Here is a 16,249-nt window from a genome sequence, read left to right as displayed (position 1 = left end):
ATGTTGATCCCCCGCAAGGTCAAGCACCGCAAGCAGCACCACCCGGGTCGTACCGGCCACGCGACCGGCGGCACCGTCGTCTCGTTCGGCGAGTACGGCATCCAGGCCCTCACGCCCGCCTATGTGACGAACCGCCAGATCGAGTCCGCTCGAATCGCCATGACGCGATACGTCAAGCGCGGCGGCAACGTCTACATCAACATCTTCCCGGACCGTCCGCTCACCAAGAAGCCCGCCGAGACCCGCATGGGTTCCGGCAAGGGCTCGGTCGAGTGGTGGGTCGCGAACGTCAAGCCGGGTCGTGTGCTCTTCGAGCTCTCCGGCGTCGACGAGGAGACCGCGCGTGCGGCGCTCACCCGGGCCATCCACAAGCTGCCCCTCAAGGCACGCATCATCAAGCGCGAGGAAGGCGACGCATAATGGCGATCGGTTCCAAGGAGCTCGCCCCCGTCGAGCTGGACACTTTCGAGGACGAGCGACTCGTCGAAGAGCTGAAGAAGGCCAAGGAGGAGCTGTTCAACCTGCGCTTCCAGTCGGCCACCGGTCAGCTCGACAGCCACGGCCGCCTCCGCGCGGTCAAGCGCGACATCGCTCGGATCTACACGGTCATCCGCGAGCGCGAGCTGGGCATCCGTGCCACGCCCGCCCCCGTCGAGGTCCCCGAGAAGCCCGAGAAGAAGAAGGCGACGAAGAAGGCCGCGAAGGCCGACGACGCCGCCGTCACCGAGAAGGCTGAGGAGGCTTGATCATGGCGAACGCCGAAGAGAAGAACACGGCTGACACCGCGACGGCCGACCGCGGCTACCGCAAGTCCCGCCGTGGCTACGTCACCAGCGACAAGATGGACAAGACCATCGTCGTCGAGGTCGAGGACCGCGTGAAGCACCCGCTGTACGGCAAGGTCATCCGCCGCACCTCCAAGGTCAAGGCGCACGACGAGGCGAACACCGCCGGCATCGGCGACCTGGTCCTGATCAACGAGACCCGTCCCCTCAGCGCCTCCAAGCGCTGGCGCCTGGTCGAGATCCTCGAGAAGGCCAAGTAGCCCCGGCTGCTTGGATAAGGAGCAACAGTGATTCAGCAGGAATCCCGCCTCAAGATCGCGGACAACACGGGTGCCAAGGAGATCTTGACCATCCGCGTGCTCGGTGGCTCGGGTCGCCGCTACGCCGGTCTCGGTGACGTCATCGTCGCGACCGTCAAGGACGCGATCCCCGGCGGAAACGTCAAGAAGGGCGAGGTCGTCAAGGCCGTCATCGTCCGGACCAAGAAGGAGACGCGCCGTCCCGACGGCTCGTACATCAAGTTCGACGAGAACGCCGCCGTCATCCTGAACAGCAACGGGGAGCCCCGCGGCACCCGCATCTTCGGACCGGTGGGCCGCGAGCTCCGGGACAAGAAGTTCATGAAGATCATCTCGCTGGCACCGGAGGTCATTTAGTCATGGCGAACATCAAGAAGGGTGACCTCGTGCAGGTCATCACGGGTCGCACGCAGGCCAAGGGCGGCGACCGGGGCAAGCAGGGCCGCGTCCTGTCCGTCCTGGTCGAGCGCAACCGCGTCGTCGTCGAGGGCGTGAACTTCGTCACGAAGCACGTCCGCGTCGGCCAGACGCAGCGCGGCTCCAAGACCGGCGGCATCGAGACCGTCGAGGCGCCCATCCACATCTCCAACGTCGCGCTCGTCGACCCCGAGTCCAAGAAGCCCACGCGAGTCGGCTTCCGGACCGAGCAGGTCGAGAAGGACGGGGTCTCCAAGACCGTCCGCGTCCGCTACGCCAAGAAGTCAGGTAAGGACCTCTAGCAATGACCGACACCGCAACCGCTGGCACGGCCGAGGGCACCACGCTCCCGCGCCTGAAGCAGAAGTACCGCACCGAGATCGTCAGCCAGCTGACCGCTGATCTCGGCTTCACGAACGTGCACCAGGTGCCCGGGCTCACGAAGATCGTCGTGAACATGGGCGTCGGCGACGCCGCTCGTGACGGCAAGATCATCGACGGCGCGGTCGCCGACCTCACCAAGATCACGGGCCAGAAGCCGCAGGTCACGAAGGCCCGCAAGTCGATCGCCCAGTTCAAGCTGCGTGAGGGCCAGGCCATCGGCACCCACGTGACGCTGCGCGGCGACCGCATGTGGGAGTTCCTCGACCGCCTGCTGTCCCTCGCCCTGCCCCGCATCCGCGACTTCCGCGGGCTGAGCCCGAAGCAGTTCGACGGCAACGGCAACTACACGTTCGGTCTCAACGAGCAGTCCATGTTCCACGAGATCGACCAGGACCGCATCGACCGGGTCCGCGGCATGGACATCACGGTCGTCACGACCGCTCGGACGGACGACGAGGGACGCGCGCTGCTCAAGGCGCTCGGCTTCCCGTTCCAGACGCCCGAGAACACGCCGTAACACGCTCCACCCGCACGACCAGCACGACCAGCACGACCGCACGATCGGCGCCGGGCACCTCCGCCCGGCGCCGCCACCACCACAGGTCGTCATCCGTGTCCGGATGAACGAAACCAGGCGAGAGAGGCACCACCAGATATGACAATGACCGACCCGGTCGCTGACATGCTGACCCGACTCCGGAACGCGAACTCCGCGCACCACGACACGGTCTCCATGCCGCACTCCAAGCTCAAGTCGCACATCGCCGACATCCTCAAGTCCGAGGGCTTCATCGCCGGCTGGGACGTCGCGGACGCCCGCGTCGGACAGACGCTGACGCTCAGCCTCAAGTTCGGACCCGACCGCGAGCGCTCCATCCGGGGCATCAAGCGCGTGTCGAAGCCCGGACTGCGCGTGTACGCGAAGTCCGCGGAGATCCCCCAGGTCCTCGGCGGCCTCGGGGTCGCCATCCTGTCCACCTCCTCGGGGCTCCTCACGGACCGCCAGGCTGCGAAGAAGGGCGTGGGTGGGGAAGTCCTCGCCTACGTGTGGTAACGCCATGTCACGCATCGGAAGACTCCCCATCGACGTCCCCGCAGGGGTCGACGTCGCCGTGGACGGCCAGCACGTCACGGTCAAGGGCCCGAAGGGCGAGCTGAGCCTCACCATCGCGCAGCCCATCCGCGCCGAGGTCCAGGACGGACAGGTGCTCGTCACCCGTCCCGACGACGAGCGCGAGTCGCGTTCGCTCCACGGCCTCACGCGCAGCCTCATCGCGAACAACATCGTCGGCGTCACCACCGGCTACACCAAGGGCCTCGAGATCGTCGGCACGGGTTACCGCGTCGCGCTCAAGGACAAGGGCGTCGAGTTCGCGCTCGGCTTCTCCCACCCCGTGTACGTCGAGGCGCCCGCGGGCATCAGCTTCACCGTCGAGGGCGTCAACAAGATGACCGTCGTCGGCATCGACAAGCAGCTCGTCGGCGAGACGGCCGCCAACATCCGCAAGATTCGCAAGCCCGAGCCCTACAAGGGCAAGGGCGTCCGCTACGCCGGCGAGAACGTTCGCCGCAAGGCCGGAAAGAGTGGTAAGTGATCATGGCTCTCGGAGTTAGAGGAAAAAGCAAGTCCGCCGCCCGCGGCCGCAGGCACGCACGCCTGCGCAAGAAGGTCGAGGGCACCGAGCTGCGTCCGCGCCTGGTCGTCACCCGTTCGGCCCGTCACGTCTTCGTGCAGGTCGTCGATGACAGCCGTGGTCACACCGTCGCGTCCGCGTCGACCCTCGAGGCCGACATGCGCACGTTCGACGGCGACAAGACCGCCAAGTCGCGCAAGGTCGGCGAGCTCGTCGCCGAGCGCGCCAAGGCGGCCGGCGTGGAGAGCGTCGTATTCGATCGTGGTGGCAACCGCTACGCAGGACGCGTCGCGGCCATCGCCGAAGGAGCTCGAGAGGGTGGTCTGAGCCTGTGAGCGCAGCCGAGAACAACAACAAGGAGCCCGAGGTCGTGGCAGTGGCGGAGACGCCCGTCGAGACCGCGGCGTCCACCGCACCCGCGCAGAACGAGGGCCGTGAGGGCCGTCGTGGCGGACGCGATCGCAACCAGGGCGGCCGCGACAGCCGCGGTGGCCGTGATGCCGACAAGAGCCAGTTCCTGGAGCGCGTCGTCACCATCAACCGCGTGTCCAAGGTCGTCAAGGGCGGTCGTCGCTTCAGCTTCACCGCGCTCGTGATCGTCGGAGACGGCAACGGACTGGTCGGCGTCGGCTACGGCAAGGCCCGCGAGGTCCCGACCGCCATCTCCAAGGGCGTCGAGGAGGCGAAGAAGAACTTCTTCCGCGTCCCCCGCATCGGCCTGACCATCCCGCACGCCGTGCAGGGTGAGGCATCCGCGGGAGTCGTCCTCCTGCGCCCCGCGTCCGCGGGTACCGGCGTCATCGCCGGTGGCCCCGTCCGCGCGGTGCTCGAGTGCGCCGGCATCCACGACGTGCTGAGCAAGTCGCTCGGATCGTCGAACACGATCAACATCGTGCACGCCACGGTCGAGGCGCTCAAGCAGCTCGAGGAGCCGCGCGCCGTCGCAGCCCGTCGTGGGCTCGAGCTGGAGCAGGTCGTCCCGGCCCGCATCCTCCGCGCCCAGCGTGCCGAGGCCGACGCGAAGGCAGGTGTCTGATGGCTCAGCTCCGAGTGACGCAGATCAAGTCCAAGATCAGCGAGAAGCAGAACCAGCGCGACACCCTGCGGAGCCTCGGGCTCCGTCGCATCGGTGCCGTGGTGGTCCGTGAGGACAACGCCCAGAACCGCGGGTACGTGAACACCGTGGCGCACCTGGTGAAGGTGGAGGAGATCGACTGATGGCTGAGAAGAACGAGTCGGCCGAGGCGCCCGTGAAGGCGACCAAGGCCGCACCCAAGAAGACCGCGAAGGCGCCCGCCGCCGCTGCGGCTGCTTCGGCCGAGACGACCACGGTCGGCTCGACGGAGACGGTCAAGCGCGAGCAGGTCCTCAAGGTCCACCACCTCCGTCCCGCCGCCGGGGCCAAGAAGGCACGCCAGCGTGTCGGCCGCGGTGAGGGCTCGAAGGGCAAGACCGCGGGTCGTGGCACCAAGGGCACGAAGGCCCGCTACACGGTCCGCGTCGGCTTCGAGGGTGGGCAGATGCCGCTGCACATGCGCACCCCGAAGCTCCGCGGGTTCAAGAACCCGTTCCGCGTCGAGTACCAGGTCGTGAACCTGGAGAAGCTCGCCGTGCTCTACCCCGACGGCGGCGACGTCACCACGAGCGACCTGGTCGCCAAGGGTGCCGTGCGCAAGAACGAGAAGGTCAAGGTCCTCGGTGACGGCGACATCTCGGTTAAGCTGACCGTTGCGGTCGACAAGGTCTCCGGCTCCGCAGCGGAGAAGATCGTCGCAGCAGGCGGCTCCGTCAAGTAGCACCACAGGACGCAACGGAAGGGGCGGTCGGGCAACCGACCGCCCCTACCGGCACCTGGGGCCGCATCGGGTCGGCCCGACCCCCGCCTCCCGGCGGACCTCCCACAGAAAGCAGGACACCCTCCGTGTTGAGCGCCGTCGTCAGGATCTTCCGCACCCCCGATCTACGTCGCAAGATCGGGTTCACGCTGGGCATCATCGCCCTCTTCCGCCTCGGATCCTTCATCCCGGCGCCGTTCGTCGACTTCGCCAACGTGCAGTCGTGCCTCGCGGCCAACCAGGGCACCTCGGGCCTCTACGAGCTCGTCAACCTCTTCAGCGGCGGGGCGCTGCTGAAGCTCTCCATCTTCGCGCTGGGCATCATGCCGTACATCACGGCGTCGATCATCGTCCAGCTGCTCCGCGTGGTCATCCCGCACTTCGACACCCTCTACAAGGAGGGCCAGTCCGGCCAGGCCAAGCTCACGCAGTACACGCGCTACCTCACGATCGCCCTCGCGGTCCTCCAGTCCACGACCCTCATCACGGTCGCGCGCAGCGGTGCGCTGTTCGGCCAGACCAACGTCAGCGCCTGCACGCAGCTCGTCACGAACGACGCCTGGTACGCGATCATGCTCATGGTCATCACGATGACCGCCGGCACCGGCCTCATCATGTGGATGGGCGAGCTCATCACCGAGCGCGGCATCGGCAACGGCATGTCGCTCCTCATCTTCACGTCGGTCGCCGCGGCGTTCCCGACGTCGCTCATCGCCATCCAGCAGAGCCGCGGCTGGGAGGTCTTCGCCCTCGTCATCCTGGTCGGGCTCCTCGTCGTCGCCGCCGTCGTCTACGTCGAGCAGTCGCAGCGCCGGATCCCGGTGCAGTACGCCAAGCGCATGGTCGGCCGCCGCACCTACGGCGGCAACAACACCTACATCCCGATCAAGGTGAACATGGCCGGCGTCGTGCCCGTCATCTTCGCGTCGTCGCTGCTGTACCTGCCCGCGCTCGTCGCGCAGTTCAACCAGCCCGCCGTCGGCCAGGCGCCGGCGGCGTGGGTGCAGTGGATCACCGACAACCTCACCACGGGCGACCACCCGCTCTACATGGCGATGTACTTCCTGCTCATCGTCGGTTTCACGTACTTCTACGTCGCCATCACCTTCAACCCGGAGGAGGTCGCCGACAACATGAAGAAGTACGGCGGCTTCATCCCCGGCATCCGCGCGGGCCGCCCGACGGCCGAGTACCTCGACTACGTGCTCACGCGCATCACGCTGCCGGGCTCGCTGTACCTCGGGCTCATCGCGCTCCTGCCGCTCATCGCCCTGTCGCTCGTCGGCGCCAACCAGAACTTCCCGTTCGGCGGCGCGAGCATCCTGATCGTCGTCGGCGTCGGCCTCGAGACGGTGAAGCAGATCGACTCGCAGCTGCAGCAGCGGCACTACGAGGGGCTGCTCAAGTGACCCGGCTCCTGATCGTCGGCCCTCCCGGCGCGGGCAAGGGCACGCAGGCGACGCGCATCTCGGACGAGTTCGGCATCCCGGACGTGTCCACCGGCGACATCTTCCGCCAGAACATCAAGGACCGCACGGAGCTCGGCCAGCAGGTGCAGGCGCTCGTCGACGCGGGCAACTACGTCCCCGACGAGCTCACCAACCGGCTCGTCACCGCGCGCCTCCAGGAGGAGGACGCGCAGGCGGGCTTCCTGCTCGACGGCTACCCGCGCACGCTCGCCCAGGTCGCGTACCTGGAGGAGCTGCTGCAGGGGTGGGGCCAGGAGCTCGACGCCGTGATCCAGCTCGTCGCCGACCAGGACGAGGTCGTGGCCCGGCTGACCCGCCGCGCGGCCGAGCAGGGTCGCGCCGACGACGGCGAGGAGGAGATCCGCCACCGCCAGGAGGTCTACGTCCGCGAGACGAGCCCCCTCATCGACGTCTACCGCGAGCGCGGCCTGCTCCTCGAGGTCGATGGGCTGGGCGAGGTCGACGAGGTCGCCGAGCGCATCCGCGCGGCCCTCGCCGGTCGCGGCGTGCGCCCCTCCTCCGACGCCGGCCGCGCGTAGCGGCGTGGGCGCGCTCCGCCGCACTCCGGGGATCTACAAGACCCCGGACGAGATCCGCCGCATGGTCGCGCCCGGCCTCGCGACCGCCGCGTCGCTCGACGCCGTCCGCGGGCTCATCGCCCCGGGCGTCACGACGGGCGAGCTCGACGCCGCCGCGGACGCCGCCATCCGCGCGCTCGGCGGCCACTCCAACTTCCAGCTCGTGCCGGGGTACCGCCACACGGTGTGCGTCTCCGTCAACGACGAGGTCGTCCACGGCATCCCGGGCGACCGCGTGCTGCAGCCGGGCGACATCGTCTCGGTGGACAGCGGCGCGGAGATCGACGGCTGGAACGGCGACTCGGCCATGACCGTCGTGGTGCCGGATCCCGCGCGCCCCGACGTCGTCGAGGCCCGCGAGCGGCTGTCCCGCGTCACCGAGGACTCGCTCTGGGCCGGCATCGCCCGGCTCGCGACCGCGTCGCACCTCAACGAGGTGGGCGAGGCCGTCGAGGAGAGCGTCGAGGCGGCAGGCGCCTTCGGCATCGTCATGGACTACACGGGCCACGGGATCGGCCGGAGCATGCACGAGGATCCGCCGGTGTTCAACTACCGCGTGCGCGGCAGGGGTCCCGCGGTGAAGCCCGGGCTCGTCGTCGCGATCGAGCCCATGATCACCGACGGCGAGGCGGAGACGCGCGTCCTCGACGACGACTGGACCGTCGCCACGGTCGACGGCAGCATGGCCTCGCACTGGGAGCACTCCGTCGCGGTGCACGCGCGCGGCATCTGGGTGCTCACGCTCGCCGACGGCGGGGCGTCGCGCCTCGTGCCGCTCGGCGTCACGCCCGTCGCGCCCTGATCCTCGCGGCCGCCTGACACGCGGGGCGGCTGGGGGTCGGCCGGTCAGGTGTCCATGACGTGCACGAGCTCCTCGATGAAGGAGCCGTGGGATCCCGACGCCCGCATGATCGACTGCACGTCGCGGTGGTCGGAGAAGACCTCGACGAACTGGTCGAACACGTGCTGGAAGCTCGTGCGGCCGCTCGCGCTGAAGGCCACGAGCGCGACCACGTGCACGCGGTTGCCGCCCCACTGCATCGCCTCGTCGTTGACCACGATGGCGATGGCCGTGCGGTGCGCCGTCATCGCGAGCGAGTGGGGCACCGCGAGGGTGTCGGTGAACGCCGTCGACGACAGGCGCTCGCGTTCGATGGCGCCGTCGATGTACTCGGGCTCGATGATGCCCTGCTCCACCATCCGCTGACCGAGCAGGCGGATCATCGCCTCCTCGTCGGGCGCGTGCAGGTCGCGGAAGAACAGCGACTCGTCGAGGAAGCGCAGGAGGTCGTGCTTCATGGAGCTGCGGCGCGCGTGCCGACGGACGCGCGCGACGGCCCGGCGGATCGACTCGATGTCGTCGGGCGTCGGCAGCGGCTGGACCACCACGACGTTGTCCGCGGGCGGACGGGATCCGGTCGCGTCGATCACGAGCTGCACCCCGAGGGCATCCGCGTCGACGTCGGTTCGCGTCACGACGGCGTCCACGCTGATGTCGGCGCCGAGCGTCTGCTCGATGCGCTGCCGCATGATCTGGTGCAGGTCGTAGTAGTTCGGGCAGACGAGCGCGCACGCGACCCGGTCGTCGCGGCGGGCCACGCGCTCCCGGTGCGACCCCACGTGCAGCGCGATGTACGCGATCTCGTCGTCGTTGATCGCGATCCCGCGCCGTCGCTGCACCTCGCTCGCGATGAACACGGCGATCTCGTAGGTCATCGGGTACGAGGTCTTGATGGACCGGGCGAGCGGGTTGCGGGAGAAGGAGCGGTCGGCCGCGCGGGCGACGAGGTTGCCGAGGTGCAGCGAGAAGCGGACCGTGAAGTCCTCGTCCTCGAGGTCCACCAGGTACTCCTGCTTCACGCGGCGGACGATCGCGCGCACCACGTCGAGGTCGCTCTCGACGACGTGCTCGCGCATCACGGTGGCGAGCGACTGCTCGTTGCCGGGGGTGACGACGCGGGTGCGCACGAGGAGCGCGAGGTAGGCGACGTCGCCGGCCGGCACCGGCACGTCGAAGTGGGCGGCGAGCAGGCGGGCGAGCACGGCGCGGATCGCGAGGGCGGTGGGGTCGGCGGAGGGGGCCGCCGTCGACGCGTCGTCGGCCGTCGGGTGCCCGGCGCCCGGCGTGCCGTCGTCGGCGGGATCCGTGTCCGCGCCCGAGCCCGTCCGCCGCGGCGACCGGGCCAGCCGGTCGACGGCGATCGCCACGTGCAGCAGCACGTTGTCGACGCCGTACTCGTTCACGAAGAAGCCGCCCTCCGTGAGCTCGCGGACGAGATCCGTCTTGAACGCGCGCAGCGAGTCGGACGCGAACTCCCGCTGCACCGTCTCGAGCGGCAGGAAGCCCTGCGCGCTCTCGTCGCGGAACATGCGCGACAGCAGCCGGCGGAAGTCGCGCTCGGAGCCCTCGAGCACGACGGTGGAACCGGTGCGGCGGAGGGCGAGACCGGCGTCCTCGACGAGCGCGCGCACCTTGCGGAGGTCCGCCTCGACGGTGGACTCGCTCACGTGCAGCTCGCCTGCGAGCGCGAATGCGTCGAGGCCGTCGGGCGCGTCGCCGAGGCGGCGGACGAGCGCGTGCAGGCGGTCGCGGGGCGTGCCCTGCGGGTCGCCGCCCGTGCGGGTGCCGAGGTGGCGGGCGTAGCTGCCGGCGTCGATCCGGTAGCCGTCGGGGGAGGAGGCGATCGAGACGCCAGAGCGCTCGCGCACCGCCTGGACGTAGGTGCGGACGCTCCGCGTGGTGACCCCGAGGCGGTCCGCGAGCTCGCCGGCCTCGACCCACCGGTCGGCGGTGGACAGGTAGTCCAGCAGCCTCTCGTGGTTCTCGCTCAGCATGTCCGTCTCCCTGCGCGGCGGCTCGCGTCCCCTCGGGCGGCGGACGGAGAGCGCCGCTCTCGGAGACGAGTCAACCATCCGCTCCTGCCCGGGATGCCCGCCGGAGCTTCCGCCGGCCTCGTCTTCCTACCCCGCGGAAGCGGATCTGCTGGCACGCGGCGCGTCCCGGGAGCACGATGGGACGACCAGCGACGACGCGAGGAGGCACAGCATGACCGGGAGGATCCTCGTCGTCTGCAGCTCCGGCGCATCCAGCACCTTCCTCGCCCAGCGCCTCCGGGCCCTCGCCGAGGCCGACGGGCTCGAGATCGAGGCCGTCGCCGGATCCATCGCCCAGGTGCGCCTCGACGCCGCCGGCATGGACGTCGTCCTCCTCGGCGCCCATCTCGCCGACCGCCTCGACGCCGTGCGCGCGGCCGCCGCCGACGAGGGCGCGACCGCCGTCCTCCTCGACGCCGACGCCGCGCGTCCCGAGGGCGCGCGCGCCGCGCTCGACCGAGCGCTCGCGGCCATGCGCCAGGGCGCCCGCTCTCTCCGCCTCGCCCCGGGGCTGCACGGCCGCCCCGTCGGGGGATCCCCGCCCGTCGCCTGACCACCGGCCCCGCGCCGACACCGCACGACCCGCAGCACCGCACGACGCCCGCCCACCAGGGCCCCACCGCCGGGGCCGACCGAAGGAGCCACCATGGCAGAACGCACCGTCACCATCGCCTCGTCGCACGGGCTGCACGCCCGCCCCGCCTCGCTGTTCACGCAGGCCGCCGCGAAGGCCGGCATCCCCGTGCAGCTCGCCAAGGGCGACCGCAGCGTCAACGCCGCCAGCATCCTCGGCGTGATCTCGCTGGGCGTCGACACGGGCGACGAGGTCGTCGTCTCCGCAGAGGGCGAGAACGCCGAGCAGGTCGTCACCGACCTCGCGACGCTCCTCGAGTCCGACCTGGACGCCGCATGAGCTCCCGCATCCTGAACGGCATCGGCATCGGCCGGGGATCCGCCGTCGGGCCCGTCATCCGCATGCCCGACCCGCTGCCCGAGCCCGCCGACACCGCGAGCACCCTGACCGCCGACGAGGAGCGGATCCGCGTGAGCGCGTCGCTCGCCGCGACGGCCGCCGACATCCGCATCCGCGGGGAGAAGGCCGGCGGCGCCGCCAAGGACGTGCTCGAGGCGCAGGCATTCATGGCCGAGGACCCCACGCTCGTCGACGACATCACCGCGCGCCTCGCCACGGGGCGCACCGCCGAGCGCGCCGTGCACGAGGCCTTCGCCGGGTTCCGCGACCTGCTGCTCAGCATGGGCGGCTACATGGGCGAGCGCGCCACCGACCTCGACGACGTCTCGCAGCGCGTCGTCGCGCACCTGCAGGGAGTGGCCGCCCCCGGCGTGCCGGATCCCGACCACGCCTTCGTGCTCGTCGCCCGCGACCTCGCGCCGGCCGACACCGCGCTCCTCGACCTCGACAAGGTCCTCGCCCTCATCACGACCGACGGCGGCCCGACCTCGCACACCGCGATCCTCGCCCGCGAGAAGGCGATCGTCGCGGTCGTCGGCGTCGCGGCCGCGAACGACCTCGCCGACGGCGAGACCGTCGTGGTCGACGCGCTCACGGGCGCCGTCACGGTCGCCCCGACGCCGGAGGAGGAGGCCGCCGCGCGCGACGCCATCGCCGCACGGAAGGCGCGGGTCGACGTGCCCACAGGCCCCGGCGCGCTCTCCGACGGCACCGCGATCCCGCTGCTCGCCAACCTCGGCTCGGCCGACGGCGCGGCCGACGCGGTCGAGAAGGGCGCAGAGGGCGTCGGCCTCTTCCGCACCGAGTTCCTCTTCCTCGACGCCACGAGCGCGCCGACCGTCGACGAGCAGCGCGCGCACTACACGCGCCTGCTCGAGGCGTTCCCGGGGCAGAAGGTCGTCGTCCGCGCGCTCGACGCCGGCGCCGACAAGCCGCTGAGCTTCCTCAACGACGCCGACGAGGAGAACCCGGCCCTCGGGCTGCGCGGCCTCCGCGCGCTGCGGGCCAACGAGCAGATCCTCCGCGACCAGCTCACCGCGCTGGCGCAGGCCGACGCCGCCACCGAGGCCGACCTGTGGGTCATGGCGCCCATGGTCTCGACCGTCGAGGAGGCGCGCTACTTCACGGCGCTCGGCCGCGAGCTCGGCCTGAAGACGGTCGGCGTGATGGTGGAGGTGCCGTCCTCGGCGCTGCTGGCCGACCGGATCCTCGCCAACGCCGACTTCGCGAGCATCGGCACCAACGACCTGACGCAGTACACGCTCGCGGCCGACCGGCTGCTGGGATCCGTGGCCGCGTTCCAGGACCCGTGGCACCCCGCCGTCCTCCGCCTCGTGCAGGAGGTCGGCACCGCGGGCCGCGCGCTCGGCAAGCCCGTGGGCATCTGCGGCGAGGCCGCGGCGGACCCGCTGCTCGCCGTCGTGCTCGTCGGCCTCGGCGCCACCAGCCTCTCGATGTCGCCCGCGGCCCTCGCCGACGTGCGCGCCGAGCTCGCCCTCCACACGCGCGAGGAGGCGGAGGCCCTGGCCGCCGTCGCCCTCGCCGCCGACAGCGCCGTCGAGGCGCGCGCCGCGGTCACCGCGGCATCGGCGCCCGCCACCGTCTGACCCGCACCACCGACCCACCCGCACGGCCCTCTCCACCGCATCGCACATCCCTCACCCGCAGCACGGCGGGCCGCAGCAGGCCCGCCACCACCACGACAGGAGCACCACCCCCATGACGACGACGTCACCCACCCGCAGCACGGGACAGTCCGTGCGGCTCGGCGTGCAGAAGTTCGGCACGTTCCTCAGCGGCATGATCATGCCGAACATCGCGGCGTTCATCGCCTGGGGCCTGCTCACGGCCCTCTTCATCCCGGACGGCTACCTGCCCAACGAGCAGCTCGCCGGCCTCGTCGCGCCCGTGCTGTACTTCCTCCTCCCGCTGCTGATCGCGAACACCGGAGGCCGCATGGTCTACGACGCGCGCGGCGGCGTCGTCGCGAGCATCGCCACCATGGGCGTCATCGTCGGCACCATCGGCGAGCCCTACTTCGAGGGCGGCAGCCCGATGTTCCTCGGCGCCATGATCACGGGCCCGCTCGCGGCCTACCTGCTCAAGGTCATCGAGCGGCTCTGGATCGACCGGATCCGCCCCGGCTTCGAGATGCTGGTCAACAACTTCTCCGCCGGAATCCTCGGCGCGATCTTCGCGATCGGCGCCTTCTTCGGCCTCACCCCGGTGATCCGCGGCATCACGTCGGTCCTCGGCGGCGGCGTCGGCTTCCTCGTCGACAACGGCCTGCTGCCCCTGACGAGCATCGTGATCGAGCCCGCGAAGGTGCTGTTCCTCAACAACGCCATCAACCAGGGCATCCTCACGCCGCTCGGGACCGAGGAGGCGACCCGCACGGGCAAGAGCATCCTGTTCCTGCTCGAGGCGAACCCCGGCCCCGGCCTCGGCGTGCTCCTCGCGTTCACGATCTTCGGCGCGGGCGTGGCCCGCAGCACGGCCCCCGGTGCGATCCTCATCCAGTTCGTCGGCGGCATCCACGAGATCTACTTCCCGTACGTGCTGTCCAAGCCGCTCCTGTTCCTCGCGGTCATCGCGGGTGGCGCCTCGGGCGTCGCGACCAACGTCGCGTTCGGCTCCGGCCTCCGCGGCCCGGCATCGCCCGGCAGCATCATCGCGGTGCTCGGCCAGACCGAGCGCAACAGCTTCCCCGGCGTGATCCTCTCGGTCATCATCTCCGCGGCCGTCACCTTCGTCATCGCGGCGGTCATCCTCCGCACCGGCAAGAAGACCGACGGCGACTTCGGCGCCGCGGTCCAGGCGACGCAGGCCAACAAGGGCAAGGAGTCCTCGATCCTCTCCGGCCTCGGCGCCGAGACCGGCACCGCGGGCACGGTCGGCGGCCTCGCCGACGGCGCGAGCGCGACCGGCACCGGCACCGCCACGACGACGCGCATCACCGACATCGTGTTCGCCTGCGACGCCGGCATGGGCTCGTCCGCCATGGGCGCCTCGGTGCTCCGCAACAAGATGAAGAAGGCCGGCGTCACCGACGTCACGGTCGTCAACAAGGCGATCGCGGCACTCGACGGCACGGCCGACCTCGTGATCACGCAGCGCGAGCTCACCGACCGGGCCCGCGAGAAGAGCCCGTCCTCCGAGCACGTCTCCGTCGACAACTTCATGAACTCGCCGCGCTACGACGAGATCGTGGAGCTGGTCCAGAAGCAGCGCTCGGACAGCTGATCACCCGGGGTCCGCCCTCGCGGCGGACCCCGCACCACCGCACCGCGGGGGCCGGGCCATGCTGGAAGGCACCCGGCCCCCGGCCCCCGCACCACGCACTCACGTCAGGAGCACCATGTCGAACGTCCTCGAACCCGCCCAGATCCGCGTCGGCGGCACCGCGTCGAGCGTGGAGGAGGCCATCGCCGAGGCGGCGGGCATCCTCGTCGCCGCGGGCGCCGTCACCCCCGAGTACCAGGGGTTCATGCTCGAGCGCGAGAAGAGCGTCTCGACCTACATGGGCAACCTGCTCGCGATCCCGCACGGCACCAACGAGGGCAAGGACACGATCCTCGACTCCGCGCTGTCCTTCGTGCGCTACGACGCCCCCATCGACTGGGCGGGCAACGAGGTGCGCTTCGTCGTCGGGATCGCCGGCAAGGACAACGGCCACCTCGACATCCTCAGCAAGATCGCGATCATCTTCAGCGACGACGACGAGGTGCAGAAGCTCGTCGACGCCCCCGACGCCGAGGCGCTCTACGCCCTCCTGGCCGAGGTGAACGAGGCGTGAAGGCCGTCCACTTCGGCGCCGGCAACATCGGGCGCGGCTTCGTCGGGCTGATCCTGCACGAGGCCGGATACGAGGTCGTCTTCGCCGACGTCAACGCCGAGCTCATCGGGCACCTCGCGTCCGCCGACTCCTACCGCGTCACCGAGGTCGGCCCGCACGCGCGCGACTGGACGGTCACCGGGTTCCGGGCGATCGACAGCGCGGCTGACGGCGAGGCGCTCATCGCCGAGATCGCGACGGCCGACGTCGTGACGACGGCCGTGGGCCCCAACATCCTCCGCTTCGTCGCCCCCGCGATCGCCGCAGGCCTCCGCGCGCGCTCGGCCGAACTCGGCCCCGTCGCCGTCATGGCGTGCGAGAACGCGATCAACGCGACGGACACCCTCCGCGACGAGATCGCGAAGGCGCTCGGCGACGAGACCGACGCCCTCGGACGCGCGGTCTTCGCGAACACGGCCGTCGACCGCATCGTGCCGAACCAGGATCCGGCCGCGGGCCTCGACGTCACCGTCGAGGACTTCTCCGAGTGGGTCGTGGAGCGCACGCCGTTCGGCGATGCCGTGCCCGAGATCGCGGGCGCCACGTTCGTCGACGACCTCGCGCCCTACATCGAGCGGAAGCTCTTCACGGTGAACACCGGTCACGCCACCGTCGCGTACCACGGCTACGCGCGCGGCGCCGTGAGCCAGTCGGACGCGATGGCGATCCCCGAGGTCGCCGACGAGGTGCGCCAGGTGCTCGAGGAGACGAGCGCGCTGCTCGTCGCGAAGCACGGGCTCGACGAGGGGGAGCAGGCGGCGTACCGCGCGAAGAACCTCGCGCGCTTCGCCAACGCGGCCCTCGCGGACACCGTCGAGCGCGTCGGCCGCCAGCCGCTGCGCAAGCTCTCCCGCGAGGAGCGCTTCGTGGGTCCCGCGTCGCAGCTCGCCGAGCGCGGGCTCCCGCATGACGCCCTCGTGCGCGCGATGGGGCAGGCGCTCCGCTTCGATCCCGCGGGCGACCCGCAGGCGCTCGAGCTGCAGGGGCTGCTCGCGACCGACACGCCCGCCGACCTCGTGCGCCGCGTGACGGGCCTCGAGGACCAGCACCCGCTGACGCCCGACCTCGTCGCCGTCGTCGACGCCGCGCAGGCCGACCGCCGCAGCGCCCCGCGCCACCGCGCGTAGCGGGCACGGCGCCAGCAGCACGGGCACGGGCCGGACGGG

General features: G+C 70.8%; 22 protein-coding genes. 21 read left to right on the top strand and 1 reads right to left on the bottom strand.

The features are described from left to right. The 15 genes from rplP (at position 1) to map (ending at position 8,203) form a co-directional block, all read left to right on the top strand. Positions 1 to 420, top strand: a complete 420-nt coding sequence (gene rplP / locus FGD68_RS00285) for a 50S ribosomal protein L16 (RefSeq protein WP_043584321.1) — start codon at positions 1 to 3, stop codon at positions 418 to 420. Continuing rightward, positions 420 to 746 (top strand): 50S ribosomal protein L29, encoded by a 327-nt coding sequence (gene rpmC / locus FGD68_RS00280; protein WP_012039298.1) that lies wholly within the window; start codon positions 420 to 422, stop codon positions 744 to 746. Before rplP ends, rpmC begins: the two co-directional genes overlap by 1 nt. A 2-nt stretch (positions 747 to 748) precedes the next feature. Continuing rightward, entirely contained in the window at positions 749 to 1,045 is a 297-nt protein-coding gene (gene rpsQ / locus FGD68_RS00275; RefSeq protein WP_012039297.1) for a 30S ribosomal protein S17, read from the top strand. A gap of 27 nt (positions 1,046 to 1,072) precedes the next feature. Beyond that, a complete protein-coding gene (gene rplN / locus FGD68_RS00270; RefSeq protein ID WP_012039296.1) occupies positions 1,073 to 1,441 on the top strand; it encodes a 50S ribosomal protein L14 in 369 nt (122 codons plus the stop codon). Positions 1,442 to 1,443: 2 nt separating this feature from the next. Continuing rightward, positions 1,444 to 1,803 carry a 50S ribosomal protein L24 gene (rplX, locus tag FGD68_RS00265; protein WP_015491186.1) on the top strand — a complete coding sequence of 120 codons (360 nt, stop codon included), beginning with the start codon at positions 1,444 to 1,446 and terminating at the stop codon, positions 1,801 to 1,803. 2 nt (positions 1,804 to 1,805) lie between these two features. Then, positions 1,806 to 2,402, top strand: a complete 597-nt coding sequence (rplE, locus tag FGD68_RS00260; protein ID WP_012039294.1) for a 50S ribosomal protein L5 — start codon at positions 1,806 to 1,808, stop codon at positions 2,400 to 2,402. Positions 2,403 to 2,540: 138 nt separating this feature from the next. Further along, positions 2,541 to 2,939: a 30S ribosomal protein S8 gene (gene rpsH, locus FGD68_RS00255; protein WP_012039293.1), complete on the top strand. Its 399-nt coding sequence runs from the start codon at positions 2,541 to 2,543 to the stop codon at positions 2,937 to 2,939. Between the two features lie 4 nt (positions 2,940 to 2,943). Next, positions 2,944 to 3,480 carry a 50S ribosomal protein L6 gene (gene rplF / locus FGD68_RS00250; protein ID WP_043584315.1) on the top strand — a complete coding sequence of 179 codons (537 nt, stop codon included), beginning with the start codon at positions 2,944 to 2,946 and terminating at the stop codon, positions 3,478 to 3,480. 2 nt (positions 3,481 to 3,482) lie between these two features. Continuing rightward, on the top strand, positions 3,483 to 3,854 hold the full coding sequence (rplR, locus tag FGD68_RS00245; RefSeq protein ID WP_012039291.1) for a 50S ribosomal protein L18: 372 nt from the start codon (positions 3,483 to 3,485) through the stop codon (positions 3,852 to 3,854). 35 nt (positions 3,855 to 3,889) lie between these two features. Further along, on the top strand, positions 3,890 to 4,555 hold the full coding sequence (rpsE, locus tag FGD68_RS00240) for a 30S ribosomal protein S5 (RefSeq protein WP_012039290.1): 666 nt from the start codon (positions 3,890 to 3,892) through the stop codon (positions 4,553 to 4,555). Next, positions 4,555 to 4,737, top strand: coding sequence for a 50S ribosomal protein L30 (gene rpmD, locus FGD68_RS00235; RefSeq protein WP_012039289.1), 183 nt, complete (start codon positions 4,555 to 4,557; stop codon positions 4,735 to 4,737). Before rpsE ends, rpmD begins: the two co-directional genes overlap by 1 nt. After that, positions 4,737 to 5,315, top strand: coding sequence for a 50S ribosomal protein L15 (gene rplO, locus FGD68_RS00230; protein ID WP_104235976.1), 579 nt, complete (start codon positions 4,737 to 4,739; stop codon positions 5,313 to 5,315). Before rpmD ends, rplO begins: the two co-directional genes overlap by 1 nt. A 125-nt stretch (positions 5,316 to 5,440) precedes the next feature. Then, on the top strand, positions 5,441 to 6,763 hold the full coding sequence (gene secY, locus FGD68_RS00225) for a preprotein translocase subunit SecY (protein ID WP_119372180.1): 1,323 nt from the start codon (positions 5,441 to 5,443) through the stop codon (positions 6,761 to 6,763). Then, on the top strand, positions 6,760 to 7,362 hold the full coding sequence (locus FGD68_RS00220; RefSeq protein ID WP_104235978.1) for an adenylate kinase: 603 nt from the start codon (positions 6,760 to 6,762) through the stop codon (positions 7,360 to 7,362). The genes secY and FGD68_RS00220 overlap by 4 nt, the downstream gene beginning before the upstream one ends. 4 nt (positions 7,363 to 7,366) lie before the next feature. Then, a complete protein-coding gene (gene map / locus FGD68_RS00215; RefSeq protein WP_043584311.1) occupies positions 7,367 to 8,203 on the top strand; it encodes a type I methionyl aminopeptidase in 837 nt (278 codons plus the stop codon). Between the two features lie 44 nt (positions 8,204 to 8,247). Here map and FGD68_RS00210 read toward each other — a convergent pair whose 3' ends face one another. Continuing rightward, a complete protein-coding gene (locus tag FGD68_RS00210; protein WP_237609637.1) occupies positions 8,248 to 10,236 on the bottom strand; it encodes a BglG family transcription antiterminator in 1,989 nt (662 codons plus the stop codon). A gap of 211 nt (positions 10,237 to 10,447) precedes the next feature. Here FGD68_RS00210 and FGD68_RS00205 point away from each other — a divergent pair, with 211 nt between their 5' ends. From FGD68_RS00205 to FGD68_RS00180, 6 genes are all read left to right on the top strand, one after another. Beyond that, the gene (locus FGD68_RS00205) at positions 10,448 to 10,828 is read left to right on the top strand and encodes a PTS sugar transporter subunit IIB (protein WP_237609636.1); all 381 of its coding nucleotides are present in this window, start codon (positions 10,448 to 10,450) and stop codon (positions 10,826 to 10,828) included. Positions 10,829 to 10,921: 93 nt separating this feature from the next. Beyond that, positions 10,922 to 11,188, top strand: coding sequence for an HPr family phosphocarrier protein (locus tag FGD68_RS00200; protein WP_012039282.1), 267 nt, complete (start codon positions 10,922 to 10,924; stop codon positions 11,186 to 11,188). Next, complete coding sequence (gene ptsP, locus FGD68_RS00195) at positions 11,185 to 12,855, top strand: phosphoenolpyruvate--protein phosphotransferase (protein WP_237609635.1); 1,671 nt, start codon at positions 11,185 to 11,187, stop codon at positions 12,853 to 12,855. The genes FGD68_RS00200 and ptsP overlap by 4 nt, the downstream gene beginning before the upstream one ends. A gap of 112 nt (positions 12,856 to 12,967) precedes the next feature. Next, complete coding sequence (locus FGD68_RS00190; RefSeq protein WP_104235982.1) at positions 12,968 to 14,491, top strand: PTS mannitol transporter subunit IICB; 1,524 nt, start codon at positions 12,968 to 12,970, stop codon at positions 14,489 to 14,491. Between the two features lie 115 nt (positions 14,492 to 14,606). After that, on the top strand, positions 14,607 to 15,044 hold the full coding sequence (locus FGD68_RS00185; RefSeq protein WP_012039279.1) for a PTS sugar transporter subunit IIA: 438 nt from the start codon (positions 14,607 to 14,609) through the stop codon (positions 15,042 to 15,044). Further along, positions 15,041 to 16,210: a mannitol-1-phosphate 5-dehydrogenase gene (locus FGD68_RS00180; RefSeq protein ID WP_119373009.1), complete on the top strand. Its 1,170-nt coding sequence runs from the start codon at positions 15,041 to 15,043 to the stop codon at positions 16,208 to 16,210. Before FGD68_RS00185 ends, FGD68_RS00180 begins: the two co-directional genes overlap by 4 nt. Positions 16,211 to 16,249 lie beyond the last annotated feature (39 nt).

Origin of the sequence: Clavibacter californiensis (genome assembly GCF_021952865.1) — a bacterium.
GTDB lineage: Bacteria > Actinomycetota > Actinomycetes > Actinomycetales > Microbacteriaceae > Clavibacter > Clavibacter californiensis.
This window is presented reverse-complemented; position numbering and strand designations above follow the sequence as displayed.